This is a genomic window from Streptomyces sp. NPDC047085, assembly GCF_040643735.1.
GTDB lineage: Bacteria > Actinomycetota > Actinomycetes > Streptomycetales > Streptomycetaceae > Streptomyces.
On the sequence record NZ_JBEYUW010000006.1, the window covers coordinates 272678 to 296881 of the forward strand.

At 72.5% G+C, this 24204-nt stretch carries 21 protein-coding genes and 3 pseudogenes; 12 read left to right on the forward strand and 12 right to left on the reverse strand.

Features of this window, described 5'->3' with window-relative positions; all coding sequences use genetic code 11:
- Positions 1–25 precede the first annotated feature (25 nt).
- From ABZ865_RS22485 to ABZ865_RS22500, 4 genes are all read left to right on the forward strand, one after another.
- Positions 26–481 carry a universal stress protein gene (locus tag ABZ865_RS22485; RefSeq protein ID WP_361232952.1) on the forward strand — a complete coding sequence of 152 codons (456 nt, stop codon included), beginning with the start codon at positions 26–28 and terminating at the stop codon, positions 479–481.
- A gap of 257 nt (positions 482–738) precedes the next feature.
- A complete protein-coding gene (locus ABZ865_RS22490; protein WP_361232955.1) occupies positions 739–3135 on the forward strand; it encodes a phosphoketolase family protein in 2397 nt (798 codons plus the stop codon).
- 30 nt (positions 3136–3165) lie between these two features.
- Positions 3166–4236 (forward strand): zinc-dependent alcohol dehydrogenase family protein, encoded by a 1071-nt coding sequence (locus tag ABZ865_RS22495; RefSeq protein WP_361232957.1) that lies wholly within the window; start codon positions 3166–3168, stop codon positions 4234–4236.
- Positions 4237–4444: 208 nt separating this feature from the next.
- Positions 4445–5047 carry a hypothetical protein gene (locus tag ABZ865_RS22500; protein WP_361232960.1) on the forward strand — a complete coding sequence of 201 codons (603 nt, stop codon included), beginning with the start codon at positions 4445–4447 and terminating at the stop codon, positions 5045–5047.
- A 54-nt stretch (positions 5048–5101) separates the two neighbouring features.
- Here the strand turns inward: ABZ865_RS22500 and ABZ865_RS22505 are convergent.
- Positions 5102–6039 (reverse strand): annotated as a pseudogene (locus ABZ865_RS22505) (serine hydrolase).
- Positions 6036–7037: a LysR family transcriptional regulator gene (locus ABZ865_RS22510; RefSeq protein WP_361232963.1), complete on the reverse strand. Its 1002-nt coding sequence runs from the start codon at positions 7035–7037 to the stop codon at positions 6036–6038. Before ABZ865_RS22510 ends, ABZ865_RS22505 begins: the two are co-directional and overlap by 4 nt.
- Before the next feature lie 146 nt (positions 7038–7183).
- On the opposite strand from ABZ865_RS22510, the gene bla reads away from it, so the two are divergent.
- On the forward strand, positions 7184–8092 hold the full coding sequence (bla, locus tag ABZ865_RS22515; RefSeq protein ID WP_361232966.1) for a class A beta-lactamase: 909 nt from the start codon (positions 7184–7186) through the stop codon (positions 8090–8092).
- Between the two features lie 144 nt (positions 8093–8236).
- On the opposite strand, the pseudogene ABZ865_RS22520 reads toward bla, so the two are convergent.
- The 3 genes and pseudogenes from ABZ865_RS22520 to ABZ865_RS22530 form a co-directional block, all read right to left on the reverse strand.
- A pseudogene (locus ABZ865_RS22520) lies at positions 8237–8330 on the reverse strand.
- Between the two features lie 92 nt (positions 8331–8422).
- Positions 8423–9994, reverse strand: a complete 1572-nt coding sequence (locus tag ABZ865_RS22525) for an amidohydrolase (protein ID WP_361232969.1) — start codon at positions 9992–9994, stop codon at positions 8423–8425.
- Between the two features lie 26 nt (positions 9995–10020).
- On the reverse strand, positions 10021–11535 hold the full coding sequence (locus tag ABZ865_RS22530; protein WP_361232972.1) for an APC family permease: 1515 nt from the start codon (positions 11533–11535) through the stop codon (positions 10021–10023).
- A 220-nt stretch (positions 11536–11755) separates the two neighbouring features.
- Here ABZ865_RS22530 and ABZ865_RS22535 point away from each other — a divergent pair, with 220 nt between their 5' ends.
- Both ABZ865_RS22535 and ABZ865_RS22540 read left to right on the forward strand, forming a co-directional pair.
- On the forward strand, positions 11756–12370 hold the full coding sequence (locus tag ABZ865_RS22535) for a TetR/AcrR family transcriptional regulator C-terminal domain-containing protein (protein WP_361232975.1): 615 nt from the start codon (positions 11756–11758) through the stop codon (positions 12368–12370).
- Positions 12371–12587: 217 nt separating this feature from the next.
- Positions 12588–12770, forward strand: coding sequence for a hypothetical protein (locus ABZ865_RS22540; RefSeq protein WP_361232979.1), 183 nt, complete (start codon positions 12588–12590; stop codon positions 12768–12770).
- Here ABZ865_RS22540 and ABZ865_RS22545 read toward each other — a convergent pair.
- From ABZ865_RS22545 to ABZ865_RS22560, 4 genes and pseudogenes are all read right to left on the reverse strand, one after another.
- On the reverse strand, positions 12767–13768 hold the full coding sequence (locus ABZ865_RS22545) for an aminoglycoside phosphotransferase family protein (RefSeq protein ID WP_361232982.1): 1002 nt from the start codon (positions 13766–13768) through the stop codon (positions 12767–12769). The genes ABZ865_RS22540 and ABZ865_RS22545 overlap by 4 nt on opposite strands.
- 109 nt (positions 13769–13877) lie before the next feature.
- Positions 13878–13972: pseudogene (locus tag ABZ865_RS22550) on the reverse strand.
- 125 nt (positions 13973–14097) lie between these two features.
- Positions 14098–14865, reverse strand: a complete 768-nt coding sequence (locus ABZ865_RS22555; RefSeq protein ID WP_361232985.1) for a polysaccharide deacetylase family protein — start codon at positions 14863–14865, stop codon at positions 14098–14100.
- A 286-nt stretch (positions 14866–15151) separates the two neighbouring features.
- Positions 15152–16207: a CPBP family intramembrane glutamic endopeptidase gene (locus ABZ865_RS22560; RefSeq protein WP_361232988.1), complete on the reverse strand. Its 1056-nt coding sequence runs from the start codon at positions 16205–16207 to the stop codon at positions 15152–15154.
- Between the two features lie 138 nt (positions 16208–16345).
- On the opposite strand from ABZ865_RS22560, the gene ABZ865_RS22565 reads away from it, so the two are divergent.
- Entirely contained in the window at positions 16346–18688 is a 2343-nt protein-coding gene (locus ABZ865_RS22565; protein ID WP_361232991.1) for a histidine kinase, read from the forward strand.
- Positions 18685–19344, forward strand: a complete 660-nt coding sequence (locus ABZ865_RS22570) for a response regulator transcription factor (RefSeq protein ID WP_361232994.1) — start codon at positions 18685–18687, stop codon at positions 19342–19344. The genes ABZ865_RS22565 and ABZ865_RS22570 overlap by 4 nt, the downstream gene beginning before the upstream one ends.
- 23 nt (positions 19345–19367) lie before the next feature.
- Here the strand turns inward: ABZ865_RS22570 and ABZ865_RS22575 are convergent, their stop codons facing one another.
- The 3 genes from ABZ865_RS22575 to ABZ865_RS22585 form a co-directional block, all read right to left on the reverse strand.
- Positions 19368–19760, reverse strand: coding sequence for a RidA family protein (locus tag ABZ865_RS22575; RefSeq protein ID WP_361232997.1), 393 nt, complete (start codon positions 19758–19760; stop codon positions 19368–19370).
- Between the two features lie 106 nt (positions 19761–19866).
- Positions 19867–20643, reverse strand: a complete 777-nt coding sequence (locus ABZ865_RS22580; RefSeq protein WP_361233000.1) for an isoprenyl transferase — start codon at positions 20641–20643, stop codon at positions 19867–19869.
- 104 nt (positions 20644–20747) lie between these two features.
- Positions 20748–21347 (reverse strand): TetR/AcrR family transcriptional regulator, encoded by a 600-nt coding sequence (locus ABZ865_RS22585; RefSeq protein WP_361233003.1) that lies wholly within the window; start codon positions 21345–21347, stop codon positions 20748–20750.
- Between the two features lie 109 nt (positions 21348–21456).
- Here ABZ865_RS22585 and ABZ865_RS22590 point away from each other — a divergent pair, with 109 nt between their 5' ends.
- The 3 genes from ABZ865_RS22590 (at position 21457) to ABZ865_RS22600 (ending at position 24167) form a co-directional block, all read left to right on the forward strand.
- Complete coding sequence (locus ABZ865_RS22590; RefSeq protein ID WP_361233005.1) at positions 21457–22368, forward strand: alpha/beta hydrolase; 912 nt, start codon at positions 21457–21459, stop codon at positions 22366–22368.
- A 154-nt stretch (positions 22369–22522) separates the two neighbouring features.
- Positions 22523–23188, forward strand: a complete 666-nt coding sequence (locus ABZ865_RS22595; RefSeq protein ID WP_361233007.1) for a PAS domain-containing protein — start codon at positions 22523–22525, stop codon at positions 23186–23188.
- A gap of 10 nt (positions 23189–23198) precedes the next feature.
- Positions 23199–24167: a threo-3-hydroxy-L-aspartate ammonia-lyase gene (locus tag ABZ865_RS22600; protein ID WP_361233010.1), complete on the forward strand. Its 969-nt coding sequence runs from the start codon at positions 23199–23201 to the stop codon at positions 24165–24167.
- The last annotated feature ends 37 nt before the right edge of the window (positions 24168–24204 follow it).

Here is a 24204-nt window from a genome sequence, read left to right on the forward strand (position 1 = left end):
GCCATGGCAGGAAGAGGTGGGACGCATGGAGGCGGAGGTTGCCCGGCCCAGGGTCGTGGTCGGCATCGACGGGTCACCGTCCTCGTACGCGGCGCTGCACTGGGCCGTGCGCTATGCCCGGCTCCTGGGCGGCACCGTGGACGCGGTGTCCGCCTGGGAGCTGCCGGGCATCTACGGCTGGTCGGCGCCCGCGGTGGACATGGACCTCGACGAGCAGCAGGCCCGGGATCAGATGACCCGGGAACTGACCGAGGTGCTCGGCTCCGAGGCGGTCGCCTCGGTACGGCCACTGCTGGTGCACGGCAACGCCGCCGACGTCCTGCTGAGGGCCGCCGAGGGTGCCGAGGCCCTGGTCGTCGGCAGCCGGGGCCGGGGCGGATTCGCCCGCGCCCTGCTCGGTTCCGTCAGCCGGCACGTGACGGACCACGCGAGCTGTCCGGTGGTGATCGTGCGCCCAGGGGCGGAGCCGGGCACGGACTGAGACGCCCCGCCGGGGCGGTCGTGGTGCTGTGCGGCCGGGGGAGCGAGCACCGCAGCCCGTTCGGCGACGCCGCCCCGGCCGGGTCGGTCGGCCGTGCGGCTCGGGCCGAACGGCCCCTGTCCCCGCCGGCGCCCGCACCGCCACGCTGGAACCGGATCGCTCCCCCAGGGAGGTGGACACCACGCTCCTGCCCCGCACCACCACGTGATGTGCCCCGCAGACCGGCCGACCACCGACGACGACTTCCGGAGCCTCCCATGCCGCAGGCCGCCCACCCGGACGCCCCCGCACTCACCGACCACGCGCTCACCGACGAGGAACTGCGCACCCTGGACGCGCACTGGCGCGCCGCCAACTATCTGTCCGCCGGCCAGATCTACCTCCTGGCCAACCCTCTGCTGACCGAACCGCTCCGGCCCGAGCACATCAAGCCGCGCCTGCTCGGCCACTGGGGCACCTCACCCGGGCTCAACCTCGTGTACACGCACCTCAACCGTGTGATCAAGGCGCGCGGGCTGGACACGCTGTGCGTGTGGGGGCCGGGGCACGGCGGGCCCGCCGTGGTCGCGGGCTCCTGGCTGGAGGGCAGCTACAGCGAGACGTACCCGGACGTGAGCCGGGACGCGGCCGGCATGGAGCGGCTGTTCCGGCAGTTCTCCTTCCCGGGCGGAGTGCCCAGCCATGTGGCCCCCGAGACCCCCGGCTCGATCCACGAGGGCGGCGAACTCGGCTACTCCCTCGCGCACGCCTACGGCGCCGCCTTCGACCACCCGGACCTCCTGGTCGCCTGCGTCATCGGGGACGGCGAGGCGGAGACCGGACCGCTGGCCGCGTCCTGGCACTCCAACAAGTTCCTGGACCCGGTGCACGACGGAGCCGTGCTGCCGGTCCTGCACCTCAACGGCTACAAGATCGCCAACCCGACCGTGCTGTCCCGGCTCCCCGAGGCCGAACTCGACGCGCTGCTGCGGGGATACGGACACGAACCCCTGTACGTCACCGGCGACGACCCCGCCGCGGTGCACCGCGCCCTGGCCGGCGCCCTCGACCAGGCACTGGACCGCATCGCGCTGATCCAGCGGACCGCCCGCGAGAGCGGCGACGGCGAGCGCCCGCACTGGCCGCTGATCGTGCTGCGCACCCCCAAGGGCTGGACCGGCCCGGCCGAGGTGGACGGAGAACCCGTCGAGGGCACCTGGCGCTCCCACCAGGTCCCGCTGCCGAACGTGCGCGAAAACCCGGAACATCTGCGACAGTTGGAGCAGTGGCTGCGCTCGTACCGGCCCGAGGAACTGTTCGACGCCGACGGGCGGCCGGTCGCGGACGTCCTCGCCTGTGTCCCCAAGGGAAGCAAGCGGCTCGGATCCAGCCCCTACGCCAACGGCGGCCTGCTCCTGCGCGAACTCCCCCTTCCGCCCCTCGACGCCTTCGCCGTCCCCGTCGACAAGACCGGCTCGACCCTGCACGAACCCACCCGTGTCCTCGGCGCCTTCCTCGAACAGGTCATGAAGGACACCGGGCCCCGCCGGGACTTCCGTCTGGTCGGCCCCGACGAGACCGCCTCCAACCGGCTCCAGGCCGTCTTCGACGCCAGCGGAAAGGCCTGGCAGGACGCGGTGCTCCCGGTCGACGAACACCTCGACCGGCACGGCCGGGTCGTGGAGGTCCTGTCCGAACACCTCTGCCAGGGCTGGCTGGAGGGCTATCTGCTGACCGGCCGGCACGGACTGTTCTCCTGCTACGAGGCGTTCGTGCACATCGTCGACTCGATGGTCAACCAGCACATCAAGTGGCTGAAGACCGCCCGCGGACTGCCCTGGCGCGCTCCCGTCGCCTCGCTCAACTACCTGCTCACCTCCCATGTGTGGCGTCAGGACCACAACGGTTTCTCCCACCAGGACCCCGGCTTCGTCGACCACGTCCTCAACAAGAGCCCCGAGGTCGTACGGGTCTATCTGCCCCCGGACGCCAACACCCTGCTGTCCGTGGTCGACCACGTCCTGCGCAGCCGCGACTACGTCAACGTGGTCGTCGCCGGCAAACAGCCCTGCTTCGACTGGCTGTCCCTGGAACAGGCCGAGGCCCACTGCGCGCGCGGCGCCGGGATCTGGGACTGGGCGGGCACTGAGGACGGCGGCGAACCCGACGTGGTCCTCGCCTGCGCCGGGGACGTCCCCACCCAGGAGGTGCTGGCCGCCGCCCAGTTGCTGCGCCGCCACCTGCCCGGGCTGGCGGTGCGCGTGGTCAACGTGGTCGACATGACACGGCTGCTGCCGCACGAGGAACACCCGCACGGGATGACCGACTCCGAGTACGACGGCCTGTTCACCACCGACAAGCCGGTGATCTTCGCCTACCACGGCTACCCGTGGCTGATCCACCGGCTCGCCTACCGCCGCACCGGGCACCCGCACCTGCATGTGCGCGGCTACAAGGAGTCCGGCACCACGACCACCCCGTTCGACATGGTCGTGCGCAACGACCTCGACCGCTACCGCCTCGTCATGGACGTCATCGACCGGGTTCCCGGCCTCGCCGTGCGCGCCGCCGCCCTGCGCCAGGCGATGGCCGACGCCCGCACCCGCCACCACGCCTGGATCCGCGCCCACGGCACCGACCTGCCCGAGGTCGCGCACTGGAGCTGGAACATCTGAACGGTTCACACCGGAGAGGTGAGGAGCGCCATGAAAGGTTTCGTCTTCCAGGGCCCGGGAGAATCCGCCTGGCAGGACGTCCCGGACCCGGCCCTCAAGGAGCCCACCGACGCGATCGTCAAGGTCGACGCCGTGACCATCTGCGGGACGGACCTGCACATCCTCAAGGGCGACGTGCCCGAGGTGCGCACCGGAACGGTACTCGGACACGAAGCCGTCGGTGAGGTCGTCGAGGCCGGCGCCGACGTGCGCTCCGTCCGGCCCGGGGACCGGGTCCTCGTCTCCTGCATCACCTCCTGCGGCCGCTGCCGCTTCTGCCGGGAGAGGCGGTACGGCCAGTGCCGGGGCGGCGGGGGCTGGATCCTCGGCCATTTGATCGACGGCACCCAGGCCGAGTTCGTCCGGGTGCCCTACGCCGACCTGTCCGTGCACCCGCTGCCCGGCACCGTCCGCGGCGAGGACGCCGTGCTGCTGGCGGACATCTTCCCGACCGCGTACGAGGTGGGCGTCCTCAACGGCCGGGTACGCCCCGGTGACACCGTGGCCGTGGTCGGCGCCGGGCCGGTCGGGCTCGCGGCGATCGCCACGTCTCGCCTGTTCTCGCCGGAGCGGATCATCGCGGTGGACCTGACGCCGGCCCGGCTGGAGGCGGCCCGGCGGTTCGGCGCGGACGCGGTGGCGGACGTCCACGAGGCGCCCCGCCAGCTCGTGGACGATCTCACCGACGGGCTCGGAGCGGACGTCGTCATCGAGGCGGTCGGCGCCCCGGAGAGCTTCGAGCTGTGCACGCGCATGGTCCGCCCCGGTGGCCACGTGGCCAACATCGGCGTGCACGGCAAGCCGGCCACGCTGCACCTCGAAGACCTGTGGATCAAGGACGTGACGATCACGACCGGGCTCGTGGACACCTACTCCACGCCCACGCTGCTGCGGATGGCCGTCGCCGGCCGGCTGCCCACGGCCGGGATGGTCACCCACACCTTCCCGCTCGACCTCATGGAGGAGGCGTACGAGGTCTTCGCCAAGGCCGGGGAGACCGGCGCGCTCAAGGTGGTGCTCGGCGGAGAACAGCATGCGGAAGTGGCCGTTCCGACGGCCTGACGCGCGGTGGCGGAGGCGCGCGGAGTGTGGCTCAGTCGTCGTCCGCCGCATGGGATACGACATGGTCGTACGGGGTTCCGGCCGTCGGCGAATTCGACGTTTTCGGCGCCCTCGTACACCAGGTTTCGTCATCCACTCAGCGGACGCCCGGATGGAGGTGCAGGATGGTGTCGTGACGCTCACGGGCACGTGAGAGGAGGCGGCGACCATGACAGGGACACCTCCCACGTCGGGCACGCGGGTGCGGCTGTGGCGCTGGAAGCGCAACCCCCTCAAGCGGCACTGCGACGTCATCGAGGCCTGGATCGTGCTCGTCACCTGGTTCCTCGCCATCGCGGCCGGCGTGTTCGCGGGCCAGGCCGCGGCCCACTCCATGGACTCGGCGTTCTCCGCCCGGCGGGCCCAGGTGCATCCCGTGTCCGCCGTCCTCACCGACGACGCGGTGCGGACCCCGCCCACCGAGAGCGGGTACGAGGACGGCCGGGTCTGGGCCGCCGTACGGTGGACGGCCCCGGACGGCACCGTGCACAAGGACCGCGCCAAGGTCGTCCCGGGCGCCCCGGCGGGCACCTCGGTGACGGTGTGGGCCGACCGTGCGAACCGGATGGTCTCGCCACCGGCCACCGCCTCGGAGGCCCTGCTGCAGACGGTGCTGGCCGGTGTGCTGGTCGCACAGGTCGCGGGCACGACCGTCTGGGCCGGAGGACGCCTGGTCCGGGCCCGGCTGGTCCGGCGCCGGCTGGCCGAATGGGACGCGGAATGGCGGCGGGTCGAGCCCGAGTGGCGGAACCTGAGCGGGGGCAGGGGCTGATCACTTCGCCCTGGGAGCCTGCCCGGTCGCGCCGGGCAGGCGTCCCGGCGCGCGTCAGCCGCGCAGTGCCTCGAAAGCCTGCCGTGCCCCGATCCCGATCGCGAGGTCGATGTCCGGAGCCAGGCCCGCCCGCCGGTCCGCGCGGGTGAGCGCGGCCATCGCCACCCGGTCTCCGGAGTCCGCCTCCACCACACCGATCTCGTGCCGCAGATGGAGGAAGGTGCCCGTCTTCCCGCTGTACCGCAGGGAGTCCGCGCGCAGTTCGCTCGGCAGCCGGTGGGTGAAGACCTGATGCCCCAACAACCTGCGCAGCTCGGCGGTGGCTCGCGGGTGGGAGATCTCGTCCCGCCACACGCGCTGCAGCAACTCCACGAGGGCCTCGGCGGTGCCGGTGTTGGTGTAGGCCGGGTCGAGCGTGCGGATGGTGTGCCGCCCCGCCCGCTCGTCACGGACGGCCAGCTCCAGGGCGAGGGAGAAGTCGTCGCCGGCGGCTCCCGCCGCGCACTCGTACATGTGGTTCATCCGGTGCCGCAGCCGGATGCCCGCGCAGCCCCAGGCGCTCAGCCGGGCGTCGACGTCCGCCACCGGCACCAGGTCGAACAGCGCGTCCGCCGCCGCGTTGTCGCTGACCGAGAGCATCAGCAGGACAAGATCGGCGACGGCCACGGTGGCCGCATGCCGGAAGGCCGCCAGCCCCGTGGGGCCGACGCTGCTGGTGGCCGGGTCGACCGTCACCGGATGTGCCGGGTCGAGGTTCCGGCCGCGATACGGTCCAGCACCACGAGGGCGAACGGGACCTTCACCACCGACGCGAGGGGTACCGACTCGCCGACGTCGAAGCCGAGTTGTTCACCCGAGTCGATGTTCCGGGCCAGGAACGAGCCGCGCACGCCGAGCGCCGCCCAGTCCTGGGCGATGGTGTCGGCGACGTCGAGGAGGGCGCCGTCGGCGGCGACATGGAGGGGGTGGCGGTGGGCCGCTGCCGCGTTCATCCGCGTGCCGCCAGCCGCGACCGGACGTCGTCGTCCATGTCCCCGGGCCGTGCCGCGCCCGGTACGGCGGCCGCGGCACCGGCGGCCCCGGCCAGCGCCGTCATCAGCCAGTGCGGCACCCGCGCCCCAGGGCCCTGACCGCCCGCCGCGCTCACCTCGTACCCCCGGTGCAGTGCGGCATCCCCGAGCGGGGCCCAACTGGCCCCGTGCCGTCGCGCGAACGACTCCGTGCACAGCAGCGTCGCCCGCCCGGCCAGGGTCTCCGCGAGTGCGGTGGCCGCCGGTCCGGCCGGCCGGACCAGGCCCTCCGGCAGCCCGGCCCGGGCGGCGGCGCACCCCAACCGGTCCTGCGCGTACGGCGCTTCGTCCTCCGGCAGGGTCAGGATGGGCAGCGGGCCGGGCTGTTCACCGGCCGCCGCCCGGCTCCGGCGCGGTCTGAGGTCCTCCAGGTGCACCGCGCGGCGGCGGGCACTCTCCTCGAGCGTACGTGGCGGCTCCCCACCATCAGGCTGGGGTGCCGACGCCAGTCCGAGCGGCACCCGGAGCGCGCCCTGCTCCGGAGCGACGCGGACCAGCGCGTAGGCCAGCGAGCCGTCGACCAGCCCGGCGACCCGCTCCTGCGGCGGCAGCTCCCGTACGCCGAGGGTGATCCCGCGTTCGGTGCCGGCCCGGATGACGCGGGCCAGCGCCGCGGGCGCGCAGTCCGCGGGCACCCCGACGGCACACACCTGCGCCCGCCGGGCCGACCGGGCCACCTGCCCGAGCCGCTGGGCCCGTTCCAGCACGTCCCGCGCGTACGGAAGCAGCAGCACGCCCAGTTCCGTCGTCGTCACCTGCCGCCGCGAGCGGTCGAACAACAGGCCCCCGAAGTGGGCCTCCAGGGTCTTGATACGGCGGCTGAGGAGCGGCTGAGCGATGCCGAGAGTCTCGGCCGCGCGCGAGAAGCTCGCCTCGTCGGCGGTCGCGACATACGCCTCGAGGTGCGCGAGGAGATCCATCCAGCAGTCATATCAATAAGTTCTGACACCTTCAAAGATCACTCTTGGACATGAGAGGAGTCCGGCTGTTTCGCTGTTCCCGTCGAAGATCCACCGAGCGCGCTCTGCCCGACGACCGACGACCGACGACCGGGAGAACTCCGCACATGACCAGTCCCGCCCCGCTGCCGCGCCGCCGCCTCATCAAGGCCGGTCTCGCCCTCACCACCGCCGCCGTGGTCACCCCTGCCGTCATGGCGCCGACCGCCTCGGCGGCCCCCGGCGCCACCCGAACCGAGTTGAGCGATCTGGAACAGCGCTACGGCGCGCGCCTCGGCGTGTTCGCCCGCAACCTGCGCACGGGGGAGACCGTGGTGTACCGCGCGGGGGAGCGGTTCGCGATGTGCTCGACGTTCAAGGCGTTCGCCGCGGCGGCCGTGCTGCGCGACCATGCCGACTGCGCACCCCTGGACCGGGTGATCCACTACCCGCCCCGGGACATCCTGCCCAACTCGCCGAGGACCGAGGAGAACCTCGCCACCGGCATGTCGGTGCACGACCTGTGCGCGGCCGCGATCCAGTACAGCGACAACGCGGCCGGCAACCTCCTGCTGCGCGAGATCGGCGGCCCGGCCGGCCTCACCCGGTTCTTCCGGTCCCTCGGCGACCGGGTGAGCCGTCTCGACCGCTGGGAGACCGACCTGAACACCGCCGTCCCCGGCGACCCGCGCGACACCACGACCCCGCAGGCCCTGGGACGGAGCTTCGAGCGTCTGACCCTGGGCCGGGCCCTGCACCCCGCCGACCGCGAGCAGCTCGTCACCTGGCTGAAGGGCAACACCACCAGCAAGAAGCGGTTCGGCGCCGGACTGCCCGAGGAGTGGGTCCGCGGGGACAAGACCGGCACCGGCGACTACGCGACCGCCAACGACATCGGCGTCGCCTGGACCACCCGCGGGACACCCCTCGTGCTGGCCGTACTGTCCACCAAGGCCACGAAGGACGCACCTGTGGACGACGCGCTGATCGCCGACACGGCCCGCGTCCTGGCCCGCACGCTCGCCCCCGGCGAGTAGCGCCCCAGCCGCCTGCCGTCCCCGCGCCGGCACGACGTCGGCGTCCCGCCCCGATGGCAGGTCGTCGATGAGTGCTTGGGAGCCGCAGACATAGGTGCTGACAGTCTGCCGGGAGCCCGCGGCCGGCGTCGTGTGCGTTTCGGGCGGAGAGGGCAGGATTCGAACCTGCGTGGGCCGCGTGGGCCCGACCTCGAGACGTGCTCGCTGGTCCCCGATCAACCACTCCGGGCACCTCTCCCTGTTCCCGGCTTCCGGTTTCCCGTGCCGTTCACATGCACAACAGTGCCAGGAGCCGCTGACCGCGGGCTGACGGACCGCTGACGCGTCCGGTCAGCGGCCCCGGTGCACCACGTGGCCGCCCGTCACCGTCAACGCGACCGGCGCGTCGGCCAGTTCGTCGCCGGGGGCGTGCACGGGGTCCACGGCGAACGCCGTCAGGTCGGCCCGCAGGCCGGGTGCGATGCGGCCTGCCAGGGCGGACTCGCCGGCGGCGGCCGCCGCGTGGCTGGTGCAGCCCTCCAGCGCCTGCAGCGGCGTGAGGCCCGGCCGCTGCGCGGCGGCGCCCTTCGGCCGGCGGGCCGTCGCCAGGACGGCACGCGCGTCGTAGTGCGCGATGGGCCAGTCCGAGCCGAGCGCGACCGTGGCCCCGGCCTCCCGCAGGTCCCGCAGCCGCCAGGCGCGGCCCGACCGGTCGGCGCCCAGGCGCCGCGACCACTCGTCGGTGCCGTCGTCCCGGGTGTAACCGGTGTGCGGCGGCTGCAGCGAGGCCGCGACGCCCAACTCCACGAAGCGGGGGAGCAGTTCGTCGGGGACCGTCTCGATGTGCTCGATCCGGTGCGCCCCGCGCCCGCCGGGACCGAGCGAGGCGACGGTGTCCAGGACGTGCCGCACGGCCGCGTCCCCGATGGCGTGCGTGGCCGTACGAACACCCGCCGCGTGCAGGGTGCGTACGGCGGCGGCGTACGCCTCGGGGTCGGGCCAGAACGCGTCCGTGCCCTGGCCGTGGCAGTCGGGGTGCTCCAGCCAGGCCGTGCCGCCCTCGACGGTGCCGTCCATGAAGAACTTCACTCCGCCGACCAGCCAGTGCCGGCCGCCCCTGCCCTGCAGCTCGATCAGCTCCCGCAGGGCGTCGTCGTCCGCGCCGGGCATGCACCAGGGCGCGAACCGCAGCCGCACCGGCAGCACCGTCTCCTCGGACACCGCGGCCATCAGGTCCAGGTCGCCGCCGTCCATCACATGGGCCCCGGTCAGCCCGGTGGCGGCCATGGCGGACAGCAGCTCCAGCAGCCGGGCGCGCCGGTCGGCGTACGACGGGCGCGGTACGACGTCCGTCACCAGGTCCATCGCCGCATGCTCGACCAGGTGACCGGTGGGCCGTCCCCCGGCATCGCACACCACCTGGGCGCGCTGGGCGAAGGAACGCGGTCCGGTCACGCCGGCGGCCGCCAGGGCCGGGCCGTTGACGAGGGCCGAGTGGCCGTCGTACAGGCGCAGGAAGGCGGGGGTGGAGCCGAGGACGTCCGCCACGAGGTCGTGGTGGACGGGCCGGCCCTCGAAGGCGTTGTGGTCCAGACCGTGGCCGACGACCCAGCCGTCCACCCGCTCCGCGCCGGCGAGCGCCGCGCGCAGCCCGGCCAGATCACGTACGCCGGCCAGATCCGTGCCCGTCGCCATCTCCAGCCCCCACACCGGATGGCTGTGCGCGTCGACCAGGCCGGGCACGAGGTGCGCCCCGGTCAGATCCACCACCTCGGTGCCGGACCCGCGCCAGTCGCGTACGTCGTCCCGCTCGCCCACCGCGGTGATCACGCCGTCGTGCACGGCGACGGCCGAAGCGGTGGGGCGGGCGGGATCGAGCGTGCGGACCTGGGCGCCGATGAGGATGAGGTCGGCAGCGGGCATCGGGGGAACTCCTGTACGGATGAGGGTCATTCGGCGGGAGCGGCGGCCGCGGTGGGAGCGGTGGAAGCGGCGGGTTCGGCCGGTTCGTCCGGCTCGGCGGCGAAGGCGTCGTACACCTCGGGGCGTCGGCGGCGCAGCCACCGGGCCAGCGGGAGCCCGAGGACGAAGACGGCCGGCGCCACGGCGACGAGAAGCGTGTTCACGGCCGGTGAGGCCCCCGTGAAGAGGTCCATGTGGGCCACCACCAGCACGATCGCGGTCGCCAGCAGGGTGGCGGCGACGACGGGCGCCACCATGGTCCGCAGGCTGCCCTCCCGGTGCCGGACGCGCCGGAAGTAGCAGGGCACCGCGATCGCCGCGAGCAGCTGCAGCAGCAACAGGCCGATCATTCCCGGGGTGTTCACCCACAGCAGCAGCTGCTGGTACGGGTCGGCGTCCGCGGCCCAGAACGCGAGGACGACGACCGCGCCGAGGACCGTCTGCGCGATGCCCGCGACGTACGGGGAGCGGTGGCGCGAGTGGATCCGGCCGAGCCGGCGCGGCAGCACGCCCTCCTCGGCCAGGGCGAGGGCGTAGCGGTTGATCGCGTTGTGGAAGGCGAGGAGCGAGGCGATCACGCTGGTGATGATGAAGACGTGCATCAGGTCGGCCGCCCAGCCGCCGACGTAGGTGGTGATCGCGGTGAAGAACAGCCCGGCCGGGTCCTTGCCCGCGGCCCCTACGACCTGGTCGTCGCCGAAGGCCTGGACGGCTACCCAGACGATGAATGCGTAGAACAGGCCGAGGAATCCGACGGCGAGGTAGGTGGCACGCGGCACCGTGCGCTCCGGGTCACGGGCCTCGCGGCGGTAGATGACGGTCGACTCGAAGCCGGTGAACGCGGCGAAGGCGAAGGCGAGGACCGCGGCGGTGCCGGGCACGAACACGTGCGCCGGGGCCAGGGAGCCGAGGGACAGTCCGTGGGCGCCGCCATTGATCAGGACCCCGCCCGCGAGCAGGACGAGTATCCCGGTCTCGGCGACGAGCAGCACGCCGAGCACCTTGGCGCCGAAGTCGATGGAGCGGAAGCCGCCGTAGCCGATCAGCAGCAGACCGGCGAGGGAGACGGGCAGCCAGGGGACGTCGCTGCCGGCGAGGGAGTGCAGGGTGTCCCGGGTGGCGGAGGCGAGGAGGCCGTAGACGCCGATCTCCATGCCGTTGTAGCCGACCAGGGCCAGCAGGGCGGCGCCGATGCCGACCGGGCGGCCGAGGCCCCGGGTGATGAAGGCGTAAAAGGCGCCGCCGCTTCTGACGTGGCGGCTCATGGTGGTGAAGCCGACGGCGAAGACGGCGAGGGTCAGACCGGCGAGGAGATAGCCGACGGGGGCGCCGATGCCGCCCAGCAGGATGGCCAGCGGAGCGACGCCGGCCATGACGGTCAGGGGTGCGGCGGCGGAGACGACGAAGAAGGCGACGTCGGCGGTGCCGAGGGAGCCGGAGCGGAGCGTGGCCGTGGCGGACGGCGCTCTCTCCTCCGGGATCTCGGACGTGGTCACGGACATACGGGGGAGCCCTTCTGGCGGCGGACGGGAGGGGTCCGGGTGGCGGGGCAGCAGGGGTCGCGGGCGTCGGCGGCCGGAGCGGGGGTGCGCGGGACCATGCCGACGTCTCCGGGCGCACGGGGGATGACGAGCGGCCCGGGCCGTAAACCTAAAGGCTTTCGGTTTCCGCAATGTAACCTGCCGTTGGGCATCCGGGAAGACCTCAGGGGGATCACTGACCATGGGACGGCCGCGCACACCGCTCCTCGACCGCGAGCGCATCACCACCACCGCGCTGCAACTGATCGACGAGAGCGGCGACTTCAGCGTCCCGCAGATCGCCCGGCGGCTCGGCGCCCAGACCGGGTCGGTGTACCACCACGTCGACGGCCGGGACGGCATCGTGGAACTGCTCCGGGAGCGCGTGGCCGCCGCGATCGACCCCGCCACCCTCGACCTCACCCCGTGGGACACGGCCGTCGAGGCCTGGGCCCGCTCCTACCGTGCCGCCTTCGCCGCGCACCCGCGCGCGATCCCGCTGCTGATGACGTCACCCGTACGAGCGCCCCGGGTGCTGGAGCAGTACGAGCGGGCGGTGACCCTGCTCATGTCGGCCGGGTTCGACCGGGCCGAGATCATGCCGTTGATCATCGCGCTGGAGAACCTGGTCCTGGGCTCGGCCCTCGACCTCGCCGCCCCCGAGGCGATGTGGGAACTGACGGACCGGACCCCGACCCCCTGCCTCGCCGAGGCGCTCGCCGCGGTGGGGGAGGGTCGCGCCGACCGCGCCTTCGAGGTCGGCCTCACCGCCTTCATGAACCACGCGCGGGCCCTACGGGAGGGTCGGCAGCGCTGAGGGCGGCCGCCGTCGGATCAGGCGGGCACGCCGAGTCGCCGGCTCGCCCGCGCCGACCCGGCGACCGGCGACCACGCAGAGTGATCTCAGGCCCGGCTATGGCCTCCATAGCCGGGTTTCCCAGTACCGGCAGTAACATGATCCCCTTGTTCCGGGTGTACCAGTCAGTCAACTAGGCGCCGTCCCGGGAGGGCGCGCGCCCTCCCCGGAGATGGTCATGTCCTCTGTCGACGACGCGTTCGAGAACGCACGTTTCACGTACGAGCAGCACATGCAGACGTGCCGCCAGTGCCACGCCGATGCCGCGCCCTGCGCCGTGGCCAAGCACCTCCTGCGGATCTACAACAACGCCCGCAGGGACCTGCTCCGCGCCTCTGGGCCGGGAAACCCGACGGCCTAGAGCGGCGGATCCTCGAGGAGTTCCAGCAGCGTGCGGGCGCTCTCCGTGGCCGCGGGAACGCTCGCGGCCGCGCCCGGGAACAGGCGGCCCCAGGCGCGGACCCGGCCCAGGGCGCCGAACCGCCACGCGAGCCGCACCCCACGGCGGAGCTCCGCCGCCGACCGGCCGGCTCCCGTCCACGGCTCCAGATAGGCGTCCCGCAGCCGCGGCAGCACGTCGGCTCCGTACCGCTCGCAGGCCCGTCGGGCCGGGACCCACAGACTGCAGAACGGGTGGGAGACGACGGCGTCGCCCCAGTCGAAGAACGTGTACCGGCCCGGCTCCGGGTTGAACAGCTGACCGTCGTGCAGGTCCGCGTGGTCGAGGGAGTCGGGGATGCCCAGCGCGGCCAGCTCGGCGCACCAGTCCACGAGTTGGGGCCGTAGTCGGCCGAGCCGCGCCCGCTCATCCGTGTCCAGCGCGGGGCTCGCGGCGAGCAACTCGTCGAAGGCATCGGGCAGTTCGAGGGTACGGACTCTCGTGACGCCCAGCTTCTCGATCTCCTCCGCGTGCGGGATCAGGGCGCGCTGCATGCTCGCGTACTGACGGAGCAGGTCCTCCCACGCGTGGGGCGGTACGGCGTCCCGTACGAGCACGTCCCTGAAGAGGTCGCCCCCGTCGGGCAGCAACGACCAGCCACGCCCGGCGTCGACCGCGAGGGGTTCCAGAACGTGCTCCGGAACCCAGCGGGCCAGCGCGGCGCTCAGCGCGCCCTCGAAAGCGCTGTCGGGCGGATTCGCCTTGAACCAGACGGCCTCCCGCCCGGCCACGGGCACCCGCACCAGAACCGACCACGGCCGCAGCCGCACGTGCAGGCCTCCGGTGGCCCGCAGACCGTGAGCGGCGAGCCCGCCGGCCACCCAGTCGAGGGCGGCGGCCCGCCAGGTCTCCTGCTCCCAGGGAGTGACCGCCTCCTGGTACCGGCCCCGGTCCACGGCCGCTGACGCATCGAGTCGCATCGCGCCATCCCAGCATGGCGAGCCCGGGGCTGACCAGCGGTTTTTGCCTGTGGGAACGGGTTCTCCGGTGAGCAGAGGGGGCGGCCCATGCCTGGACCGCCCCGTCGTGCGGAGAGGGCAGGATTCGAACCTGCGTGGGCCCCGTGGGGCCCGACCTCGCGACGTGCTCGCTGGTCCCCGATCAACCACTCCGGGCACCTCTCCCTGTTCCCGGCCTCCGGTCTCCCGTTGCGCCGTTCACCTGCATCAGAGTGGCAGCGGCGGCTGACGGCGCTCTGACGCGGGCCTGACGCGAGCGACCTCCGACGTCACAGGCGGCCGAACCCCCTTCAGCGCACGGGGAATCCGAAGGAATAGCCCTGCTGCTTCAGCCAGGGCAGCAGGGTGCGCAGGGCGGCCACGGTCTGGGAGCGGTCGCCGCCCGCGTCGTGGAAGAGCAGGGTCGGACCGTTGGTCACCTCGCCCTTGACCGTGGTGACGATGGCTTCGGCGCCGGGCCGCTCGAAGTCCTTGGAGTCGACGTTCCAGCCCAGCGGCCGCATGCCGTGGGAGGCCGCGAGGTGCCGGCTGTACGGGGTGAACGCGCCGCCCGGCGCGCGGTAGTACAGCGGTCGTACACCCCCGGACGCCCGCGTGATCTGACGCTCGGCGTCCAGGATCTGCTGGGACTGGTACGCCTGGGACTTGGTGTCCATCGTGGTGTCGTGCGACACCGTGTGGTCGCACAGCCGGTGCCCGGCGGCCACCACCCGCTTGACCAGATCCGGATGCGCCTGGGCCTGCGTGCCCACCATGCAGAACGTGGCCTTCACGCCGTTGTCCCGCAGCACCTGGAGCACTTGGGGGGTCCAGACCGGGTCGGGGCCGTCGTCGATGGTGATGTTGACCGCGTGGTCGCCGCGGTCGGAGGCGTGCACGATGGTGGCGGACACGGGTGCCGCCTTCGGCGCGGCGGCGCGGGGCGACGCGCCCGACCGGTGCCCGGGCGTGGGGCCGGCCTGCGCCGTCCATACCGACGTGGCAGCCGCCAGCGCCGTCACCCCGACCGCCGCCGCCATCACCCGGCCGTACCATCCCCGCCCCGCGTGCCGCGCCATGTCCGCCCCGTTTCTCGCCTGTTGGTGGGTCCCCGTGCAAGGCAGGACGGGACAGAGCGGCCTGGGGATCCCGTTGTTACCGATCGCGGACAATTCCGTGGTCCACGGGTTCACCACCATGCACCGCCGCACCGGGGGACCAGCAGTTCCCGGCGACCACGCGCAGCCTCGCCGGCTACGCGCTGGGCGCCTGACACCGGACGTGCTGCGGGCGCGGGACGCGGACCGGGCGATCGACCCGTCCGGTGCTGAACGAGGGGGATGGTGTGCCGGTCGTGGGCACCCCTCACGGCCAGTCGGCGATCTCCCCTCCGCCACCGGTGTGCGGGGGCGGAGCCGGTGAGTGCGGAGTCGGCCGGCCGACCCACGGCGGTGGCACGGGCGTATCCGTGCGGGATGCGTACAGGGGAACGAACGCGGTCGGCGGGGCTGGAGGGAGCGGTGCGGGGACGGCGCGGTCCTGCGGGCGGCGGCGAAGCAGCCACACCACGGCTGCCGCGTAGAGCAGGATGCCCACGACGTCGAGTGCGACCACCGGCCAGGTGGCGTCGGCCGCGGTCTCGTCGCTCGTGAGTCCGTCGACGGTGGCCGCCGAGGCGGCGAAGGCGAGGAGGTTGTTGACCGTGTGCAACCCGATGGACGCCTCCAGACCGCCCGTGCGCCAGGTCAGCCATCCCGCCGCGGCCCCGAAGACCACGAGGTCGGCGAACCCCCAGGGCGTGCCCCAGCCATGGGCGGCGGCGAACAGAACGGCCTGGGGCAGGAACGCGAACCAGGGCGAGCGTATGAAGGCGCCGACGGCCTGCGTCAGCCAGCCTCGGAAGACGTACTCCTCGGCGGCCGCCTGCAGGGGAACCAGGACGACGAGCATGGCGAGCGCGGGCCCGAAGACCGTCCAGCCCGCCCACCGGAACTCCTCGCCGCCGTCGGCGGGCAGCAGGAGCATGCCGCCCATCGCCAGGGCGACGATCGGCAGGCCCGTCAGCACGCACAGGATCAGCCAGCGCCATCTGAGCCGCCCGGTCACGGAGGAGACCGTGCCCGCCGGGCGCTGCCCGATCCAGCGCACGGCCAGCAGCACGACGGGGGTCGCCAGGGCGATGAGCAGCAGGCCTACGGCGGTGTCCGGGACGGGCCCGAACTCCGCCCATCCGTCGGGGTCCTCGGGGTACCCCTTCCGGGAGCCCCACTCGTCGAGGACGGCATAGAGGACAACCACGGTGATCACGTAGACCACGGCCACGACCAGGGTCCCCACCAGCGGGCGCCACCAGCGGTGGTGGCCCGAGAACCGGGCGAGTCGGTGGTACGGCAGGGGTTCGGGCAGCGGTGGAATCGTCATGACAACACCTTCCGCGGTGGCACCCGGCCCTGCCGTCGCCCTGCGGCACGAACGGTGTCTCTATCGCTGGGTAGGGATCGGTCTCGACCTCAGGGCCGGTGCCTGGCCTCCGGTAGGACCTCTACGCTCGTCGCCGAGATGGAGACAATACGCAACTGGCTTCTGCCCCTGGCGCTGGCAGCCGGACAAAGTGCGCTGATGTGGACCGGTTTGGGTCCGGACGAAGCGCCCGGCCTGCCGAGCGTGATCGCCGTCGTGTGTGCCCTGTCCCTGGAGACGGTCGCGTTGGGCCGACGCCGGCAGGCACCCGTACGGGCTCTGGCCGGGGTGCTGTGTGCCTACGTCCTGGGCACGGTCTCCTGGCCGGACGGCTACCTCGGCCTCGGCACGCTGGTGGCCCTGTACTCCGTCGCCGTCCACTGCCCCGTACCGGTGACGGTCCGGGCCGTCGCCGGGCTCGTGGGCGTCGAGTGGGGAATCTCCGCCGTACAAGAGGGTTTCCTTGTCTCGCTCCTGACGATGGCGGTCTCGCTGTCCGTGTACGTCCTGTGCGCGGGACTCGGCGAAGCGCGCCGCCAGTGGCTCGGCGGCCGGCTGACAGCGGCCCGCCGGATCGCCGGAGCAGAGCACGCCCGCCGGACGGCCGGCCATCATGAGCGCCGGCGCCTCGCCCGCGAACTGCACGACGTGAGTGCCCACCACCTCACCTCGGTCGTCGTCACCGTGGACGCCGCGCACAGGCTGAAGGACAGCAGGCCGGAACTGGCCGCCGAGGCCCTGTCGTTCGCGGAGCGCACCGGCGGCGAGACCATGGCGGCGTTGCAGCGACTCGTCGGTCTCCTGCGGGACACCGACTGTCCGGGCCAGGGGATCACGAGCGCCGACATCGAGGAACTGATCGCGGGATTCGGCCGGTTGGCCCGACCCGTCGACGCCCACATCCCCGAGGACCTGACCGGCCCCGCCGCCGAGGCGATCCACGGAATCGTCCGCGAGGCCCTCACCAACTCCCTGCGCCATGCCCCCGGTGCCGCCACCCGTGTGCGCCTCCACCGGGCGAACGGCCTGCTGGAACTGACCGTGGAGAACGCGTCGCCGCGCACCTGCCCACAGCACGACACCGGCGGCCTCGGCGCGGGACGCGGCGTGGCCGGCATGCGGGAACGGGCCGCAGCGGCCGGCGGCGAGCTGACCGCCGGCCCCGTCCCCGGCGGCGGATGGCTGGTCCGTGCGACCTTGCCCGACACTGCCGGCCCCCGGCATCCACCCGGGCCCGTATGGCGCCGCGACGTCCTGCGGGAGCAGCGGCTCGCCGATCCCGCCCTGGCCCTCACCGCGATGATCCTGCCGGTGGTCACCGCCCTCGCGGTCACGGAGGACTGGTCGGAACGGACCAGGCGCGCTTCGATACCGGAACTGCTCGTCGTGACGGCGCTGCTGGTCCTGCACGCGCTGCCTCTGGTGTGGCGCAGACGCGCCCCCTTGGCTTCCCTCGTCGCCGTGCTGGCCACGGCCTGGCTGGGGCCCGTGGCCGTCGCCGTGGTGCCCTTGCCGTCACGGGTGTCGCAGTTCCTCGTCATGGGCACGCTCGTGGAGTTGCTCGCGGTGTACGCCCTCGCCGCCTACGGGCGCGGGCCGTCCATCACTTGGCCGGCGGCGATCGCGGCGACCTTCGGCACGGCCTCGGTCCTCACGGCAACGGCCGCTGCCGACGGCGCGTTGGAGGGCGAACCGGTCGGCGGGTTCACCGTGGCGATGGTGGCCGTCCTGTGCGTTCTGCTGGCACCCCTCTATGCCGCCCTGTGTGGCGCGGGCCTCTCCGTACGACGCCGGCGCCTGCGCCTTCTGGCGAACGACGATTTCGCGCTCGCCACCTCGCTGCGGCACGCACAGTGGGCAGCCGAGGCCGAACGGCACCGGCTGGCGGTCTCGTTGCGCGAGGCCGTACTGCACCACACGGCGTCGCTCGTCGAACTGGCCCGGCAGGGACGCCTCGACGAGGTGGCCGCCACGGCCCGGGCAGCCCTCGCCGCCATGCGGGACATGCTGCACAGCCTCGACGACGCCGAAGGCCCCGCCGAGCGCCTCGCTCCGTCCCCGACCGCCGCCGACCTCGACACACTGTGCCGCACCTTGCGCGCCACCGGCCGCGACGTGCGGTTGCGGGGCCTGCCCGAGGCCGCACGGGACCTTGCGCCGTCCGTCCACGTCACGACGTACCGGATCGTCGAAGCGGCGCTCGGCGCGGGCGACCGGGGGCCGGCCCGGGTGACCCTGAGGCGGCGCCGCGGCACCGTGCACATCACGGTGACCGGCGTACCCCTCGCCGGCGCAGGCCCGGTCGCCGAACGCCTGCGGGTGCAGGTCGCCGCGGGCGAAGGACACATCGTGTTCGAACCAACCGGTAATGTACGGGTGTCGTTGCCGGCCGGACTCGGTCCGGCCCCCGTCCAGGAGGTGTCCCCGTCGCCCTACGCGTGATCGTCGTCGACGACCAGGCCGTGGTCAGGGCCGGCTTCGCCGCCATCGTGGACGCCGAGCCCGACCTCACCGTCGTCGGCGAGGCCGGAGACGGAGCGACGGCGGTGTCGCTCGCCGCCGCCGAGGCCCCCGATCTCGTCCTGATGGACATCCGGATGCCGGGTATGGACGGACTCACCGCCACCCGGCTGATCACCACGGTGGAGAACGGGCCGCGGGTGCTGGTGCTCACCACCTTCGACCTCGACGAGTACGTGTACGAGGCTCTGCGCGCCGGAGCCTCCGGGTTCCTGCTGAAGGATGCCCAGCCCGAGGACCTGCTGACCGCGATCCGCGTCGTGGCCGCAGGCGACGGCATCCTGGCCCCCGCCGTGACCCGCCGCCTCATCCACACCTTCGCACAAGGCGCCCCCCAGGTTTCCCTGGCGACCGGGGCCCTCGGTCAACTCACCCCGAGAGAGCGGGAAGTACTGCTGAAGATCGCTTCCGGTCTGACCAACGCCGAGATCGGAGCCGAACTCGGCGTGACCACAGGCACCGTGAAGACCCACGTGAACGCCCTGCTGTCCAAGCTCGGTCTGCGCGACCGGGTCCAGGCGACCATCCTGGCCTACGAGAGCGGACTGATCCGGCCCCGTACGAGCCGGCAGAGCTGACCGAGGGCCCGGTCGCGCCGGGATCAGTGAGCACTCGGGCGGCGGGCGTACACCTCGATCTCGATCTTCATACGGGGATCGGCGAGTCCGCACTCGAGCATCGTCGCGGCCGGACGGACGTCGCCGAAGCAACGCCGCAGGGCCGGCCAGCACGGTTCGAAGTCCGTGCGGTCGGGCAGCAGATAACGCACCCGTACCACGTCGGCGAAGCCGCAGCCCGCCTCGGCCAGCGCGGCCTCGATGTTGCGCAGGCACTGCTCGGCCTGCTCCACGACGTCGTCGGAGATCGTCATCGTGGTGTAGTCGAACCCGGTCGTCCCGGACACATGCACCCAGTCGCCGTCCACCACGGCCCGGGCGTAGCCGATCAGCTCCTCGAAGGTCGAGCCGCTGAGGATCGCACGTCGCTCTGTCATGCGCCGAACGCTAGGTGAGCTGCGCGGACACGTCCACCGCGTTCGGCGCCCCGCTGCCGGGGACGGCCCTCCCGCCGACTCTCGCGGCCGCCCGGTACGGCCTCCGTCAGCGGCCGTAGCGGCGGTCGCGGGCGGCGTACGAGCGCAGGGCCCGCAGCAGGTCGATCTGACGGAACGCCGGCCACAGGACGTCGACGAAGTGCACCTCGGCGTAGGCGGACTGCCACAGCAGGAAGCCCGACAGCCGCTGTTCGCCGGAGGTGCGGATGATGAAGTCGGTGTCGTGCCCGGCCGGCGAGTACAGATTGTCGGTGATGTGCTCCAGGTCGAAGTCCGCCGCCAGTTCCCGCGGGTCGCCGCCGGCGCTCATGTGCTTGTCGAAGGCCGCCTTGACCGCGTCGACGATCTCGCGGCGGCCGCCGTAGCCGACGGCCACGTCGACCTTGAGCCCGCCGCGGCCGTGCGTGCCGGCGGCGGCCTCCTTCAGGACGCGCGCCGTGTTGCCGGGCAGCAGGTCCAGCGCGCCGATGATCTCGATCTCCCCGGGTTCTTCCGGGGCACAGATGCGCTGGACGGTCTCCTCGATTATGTCGAGCAGCGGGCCCAGTTGATCGGCCGGACGGTGCAGGTTGTCGTCGGACAGCATCCACAGCGTGACGTGCTTGATGCCGGCGTCGGTGCACCAGTGGAGGAAGTCCGTCACCTTGGCGCCGCCGACGCGGTAGCCCTCACGGACGTCCTGATGCCCCGCGCCCCGGGCCCAGCGCCGGTTACCGTCCAGCATGATCGCCACGTGCCGTGGCCTGGGCAGGCCCTCCAGCTTGCGGTTCAGGCGTCGTACGTAAATCGCTTCCAACGCCGAACGCAGGGCTTTCCATGCCACGCCGATATCCCTTCTCCGACCCGTGATTGAGGGCGCAACGATAGTGCCACGCTTTGCGGGCGCGTCGCGAAGCCGCTCCTCCAGGAGGGCTGCGCTGCGGTCGGTCACTCGCCGGCCAGTGCCGCCCGTACGATCGCCGCGGCCGCCCTGCTCGCCGCGAGCACCGGCGCGGTGCTGCGTGCGGCGCGACCGAGCATGAACGCGCCCTCCAGCAGCGCGATGACCGAGCCCGCCGTCTCCCGGGCGGCGGGCTGGGGGATGCCGCCGTGCTCGTAGTAGGCGGCGAGGTGGTCCATCCAGCTGTCGAAGACCTCCGAGGTGGCCTGCCGCAGCACCTCGTTGGTGCTGGCGACCTCCATCGCCACGGTGGCGATGGGGCAGGGGTCGGCGAAGTCGAGTTCTTCGAGGGTGTCCGCGGCGGCGGTGAAGGCGTCGGCCGTGGCCGCGACCCGGTCCTCGTACGGCGTCATGAGCTCGCCGATCAGCCCCAGATACACGGCTCCCGACGTGCGGATCACCTCCTCGCCCAACTGGGCCTTCCCGCCGGGGAAGAAGTGGTAGATCGACCCGAACGGCGCCCCGGCGGCCTCCGCGATCTGCTTCATGCCGGTGCCGGTGTACCCCGTGCGCCGGAACAGCTCCGTGCCGGCGCTGAGGATGCGCTGTCGGGTCTCGTGGGTGCTGGGGGCCTTGCTGTCGCTCACGGGGGCCTCCGGGGGAGCCGTTGGTGTTCTGTCGCGCGTCCCCTATTCTGTCACTAGAACGATCTATCAAGTAGCTGCCGAGGCAGCCGACCGGATCGGAGACGGGGCCATGCCGCAGACCGGGCAGAGCGAGCAGACCGAGCAACTCGAGCACACTGAGCAAATCGAGCGCACTGAGCAGATCGAGTTGAGCGCGGGAACCATCGACTACCAGGACACCGGAGGAGAAGGGCCCGTGCTGGTCCTCGTCCACGGTCTCGGCTTCGACGAGTCGGTGTGGTCCGAGGTCGTGTCCGAGCTGCGGCCGGACTTCCGGGTGCTCGTCCCCGTCCTGCCCCTCGGCAGTCACCGGCGCCCGATGCGGCCGGACGCGGACCTGTCGGCGCACGGCATCGCCCGTCTGCTCGCCGAGTTCCTGGACCGGCTGGACCTGCGGGACGTCACGCTCGTCCAGAACGACACCGGCACCGCCCAACTCCTCGTCGGCGTACGGGACGAACGCGTCGCCCGCCTGGTCCTCACCTCCTGCGAGGCCCTGGACAACTACCCGCCCGGTCTCCAGGGCAAGCTGCTGCACCGGGCGAGCAGGATCCCCGGCGGTCTCTTCCTCCTCCTCCAGTCCTTCCGCTTCCCCTTCCTGGCGCGCATGCAGACGTCGCTCGGCGGCATGGCGAAGAAGCCGCTCCCGAAGGAACTGATCGCCCGCTGGTACGGCCCGCTGCTGACCAGCCGTGAGATCCGCGGCGACTTCGCCAAGTTCTGCGGTGACGCGGACCCGGACCGCTATCTGAAGGCGGCCCGGAACTTCCCCTCCTTCACCCGCCCGGCCCTCGTCGCCTGGGGTGCAGAGGACCGCATGATGCCGCCGGCCATCGGCCGCCGCCTCGCCGAACTCCTCCCGAACGCCCGCCATGTGGAGATCCCCGACGCCCGCACCCTGGTCCCGCTGGACAACCCCGGCGCCCTCAGTGCGGAGATCCGCCGCTTCGTGAAGGAGCATCCGCTGCCCGGCGAGGACTGAGAACAACGACCGGGAGAGCTCGGAAGATCCAAGGAGGGAAAAGGGGTGGCGGGAGCCGCTGTCCAGATGTACTGTCCAGAATTGGAAAGTTAGTCGAACGCCCGAGAGTTCGAACTCGAGTGCGCGAATCCGGGCTGGTCTGCGGGGGGCATCCATGGATCACGACGGCACGGCCGGCGCGGACGTCTCCGCCACCGTCGAGGCGGACGAGCACCTCGTCCACGAGCTGGAGAAGATCGCCGTCGCTCTGGGGCGCATGTTCCCGGGGCTGTGCGAGGTGGTGCTGCACGACCTGCGGGACCCGCAGCACGCGATCCGGGCCATCGAGAACAACCTGTCCGGCCGCCGGACCGGCGACTCCGCAACTGAGTTGGGCCTGGCCCGCATCGCCGACCCGCAGTACCCCAGCGTCATCCAGAACTACCCCAACCGGTTCCCCGACGGCCGCCCGGCGAAGAGCACGTCGATCGGGATCAAGAACAGCGCGGGCGACTACATAGCGGCCCTGTGTCTGAACCTCGACGTCTCCGTGCTGTCACCGGTCACGCTCGCCCTGTCCAACCTCGTCGCCACCGACACCGAACACCGCGACCAGCCGCTGGAGACCCTGCGCGACCGCAACGCCCGGGAGCTGCGCCAGGCGGTCGAGGCCCTCGCCGCGGAACGTGGCGGCACACCGCGGTCGTTGGGCCGGGAGGCGAAGAAGGCGCTTGTACGACAGCTGCACCGGGACGGCTACTTCGACTCACGCGACGCCGCGCAGGCCATCGCCGACCTGCTCGGCGTGTCCCGCGCCACCGTCTACAACTACAGCAAGTGAAGGACACGCCATGCCCGTCACCGCGCCCCTCACCCTCGACGACGTTCGCCAGGCCGCCGTACGCCTTAAGGGCGTCGCCCACCGCACCCCCGTCCTCACCTCCCGCACGCTGAACTCCCTCGTCGGCGCCGAGGTGTTCATCAAGTGCGAGAACTTCCAGCGGATCGGCGCCTTCAAGATCCGCGGCGCCTACAACGCGGCCGCCCAGCTCTCTCCCGAGCAGCTCGCCAAGGGCGTCGCCGCCTACTCCTCCGGCAACCACGCCCAGGCCACCGCCCTGGCCGCCCGCGAACTGGGCACCAGCGCCGTCATCCTGATGCCCGAGGACGCCCCCCGCTCCAAGATGGAGGCGACCGCCGGATACGGCGCCGAGATCGTGACGTACGACCGCTACACCCAGGACCGCACCGCCCTCGGCGAGGCCCTGGCCGAGGACCGCGGCCTGGCGCTGATCCCGCCCTACGACCACCCCCACGTCATCGCCGGCCAGGGCACCGCCGCCCTCGAACTCCTCGAGGACACCGGCGAACTCGACGCGCTCGTGGTGCCCGTCGGAGGGGGCGGCCTCATCGCCGGCAGCGCCACCGCCGCCAAGGCGCTGTACCCGGGCATCCGGATGATCGGCGTCGAGCCCGAGGCGGGAGACGACACCAAGCGCTCCCTGGAAAGCGGCGAGCGCGTCACCATCCCCGTGCCCCGCACCATCGCCGACGGTCAGGCGATCTCCACCCCCGGCGAGATCACCTTCGGCATCAACCGGCGGCTGGTCGACGCCGTCACCCTGGTCAGCGACGAGGAGATCGTCCGGGCCATGAGGTTCGCCTTCGAGCGCCTGAAGATCGTCCTCGAACCCAGCGGCGCCTCGGGCCTGGCGGCCCTCCTGGCCGGACGTGTCGACGACCTCCCGCGGCGGATCGGCGTCATCGCCTCGGGCGGCAACATCGACACCGAGCGGTTCGCCGCACTCGTCGGCGGCTGAGACGCGGGTCGGAGCCCGTACGCCCGGTGGCCCCTCG

What these genes read in the sequence shown, in the direction of transcription:
- ABZ865_RS22485 (WP_361232952.1), top strand. Translation starts at nt 26, where the DNA reads ATGGAGGCGGAGGTTGCCCGGCCCAGGGTCGTGGTCGGCATCGACGGG.
- ABZ865_RS22490 (WP_361232955.1), top strand. Translation starts at nt 739, where the DNA reads ATGCCGCAGGCCGCCCACCCGGACGCCCCCGCACTCACCGACCACGCG.
- ABZ865_RS22495 (WP_361232957.1), top strand. Translation starts at nt 3,166, where the DNA reads ATGAAAGGTTTCGTCTTCCAGGGCCCGGGAGAATCCGCCTGGCAGGAC.
- ABZ865_RS22500 (WP_361232960.1), top strand. Translation starts at nt 4,445, where the DNA reads ATGACAGGGACACCTCCCACGTCGGGCACGCGGGTGCGGCTGTGGCGC.
- ABZ865_RS22510 (WP_361232963.1), bottom strand. Translation starts at nt 7,037, where the DNA reads ATGGATCTCCTCGCGCACCTCGAGGCGTATGTCGCGACCGCCGACGAG.
- bla (WP_361232966.1), top strand. Translation starts at nt 7,184, where the DNA reads ATGACCAGTCCCGCCCCGCTGCCGCGCCGCCGCCTCATCAAGGCCGGT.
- ABZ865_RS22525 (WP_361232969.1), bottom strand. Translation starts at nt 9,994, where the DNA reads ATGCCCGCTGCCGACCTCATCCTCATCGGCGCCCAGGTCCGCACGCTC.
- ABZ865_RS22530 (WP_361232972.1), bottom strand. Translation starts at nt 11,535, where the DNA reads ATGTCCGTGACCACGTCCGAGATCCCGGAGGAGAGAGCGCCGTCCGCC.
- ABZ865_RS22535 (WP_361232975.1), top strand. Translation starts at nt 11,756, where the DNA reads ATGGGACGGCCGCGCACACCGCTCCTCGACCGCGAGCGCATCACCACC.
- ABZ865_RS22540 (WP_361232979.1), top strand. Translation starts at nt 12,588, where the DNA reads ATGTCCTCTGTCGACGACGCGTTCGAGAACGCACGTTTCACGTACGAG.
- ABZ865_RS22545 (WP_361232982.1), bottom strand. Translation starts at nt 13,768, where the DNA reads ATGCGACTCGATGCGTCAGCGGCCGTGGACCGGGGCCGGTACCAGGAG.
- ABZ865_RS22555 (WP_361232985.1), bottom strand. Translation starts at nt 14,865, where the DNA reads ATGGCGCGGCACGCGGGGCGGGGATGGTACGGCCGGGTGATGGCGGCG.
- ABZ865_RS22560 (WP_361232988.1), bottom strand. Translation starts at nt 16,207, where the DNA reads ATGACGATTCCACCGCTGCCCGAACCCCTGCCGTACCACCGACTCGCC.
- ABZ865_RS22565 (WP_361232991.1), top strand. Translation starts at nt 16,346, where the DNA reads ATGGAGACAATACGCAACTGGCTTCTGCCCCTGGCGCTGGCAGCCGGA.
- ABZ865_RS22575 (WP_361232997.1), bottom strand. Translation starts at nt 19,760, where the DNA reads ATGACAGAGCGACGTGCGATCCTCAGCGGCTCGACCTTCGAGGAGCTG.
- ABZ865_RS22590 (WP_361233005.1), top strand. Translation starts at nt 21,457, where the DNA reads ATGCCGCAGACCGGGCAGAGCGAGCAGACCGAGCAACTCGAGCACACT.
- ABZ865_RS22595 (WP_361233007.1), top strand. Translation starts at nt 22,523, where the DNA reads ATGGATCACGACGGCACGGCCGGCGCGGACGTCTCCGCCACCGTCGAG.
- ABZ865_RS22600 (WP_361233010.1), top strand. Translation starts at nt 23,199, where the DNA reads ATGCCCGTCACCGCGCCCCTCACCCTCGACGACGTTCGCCAGGCCGCC.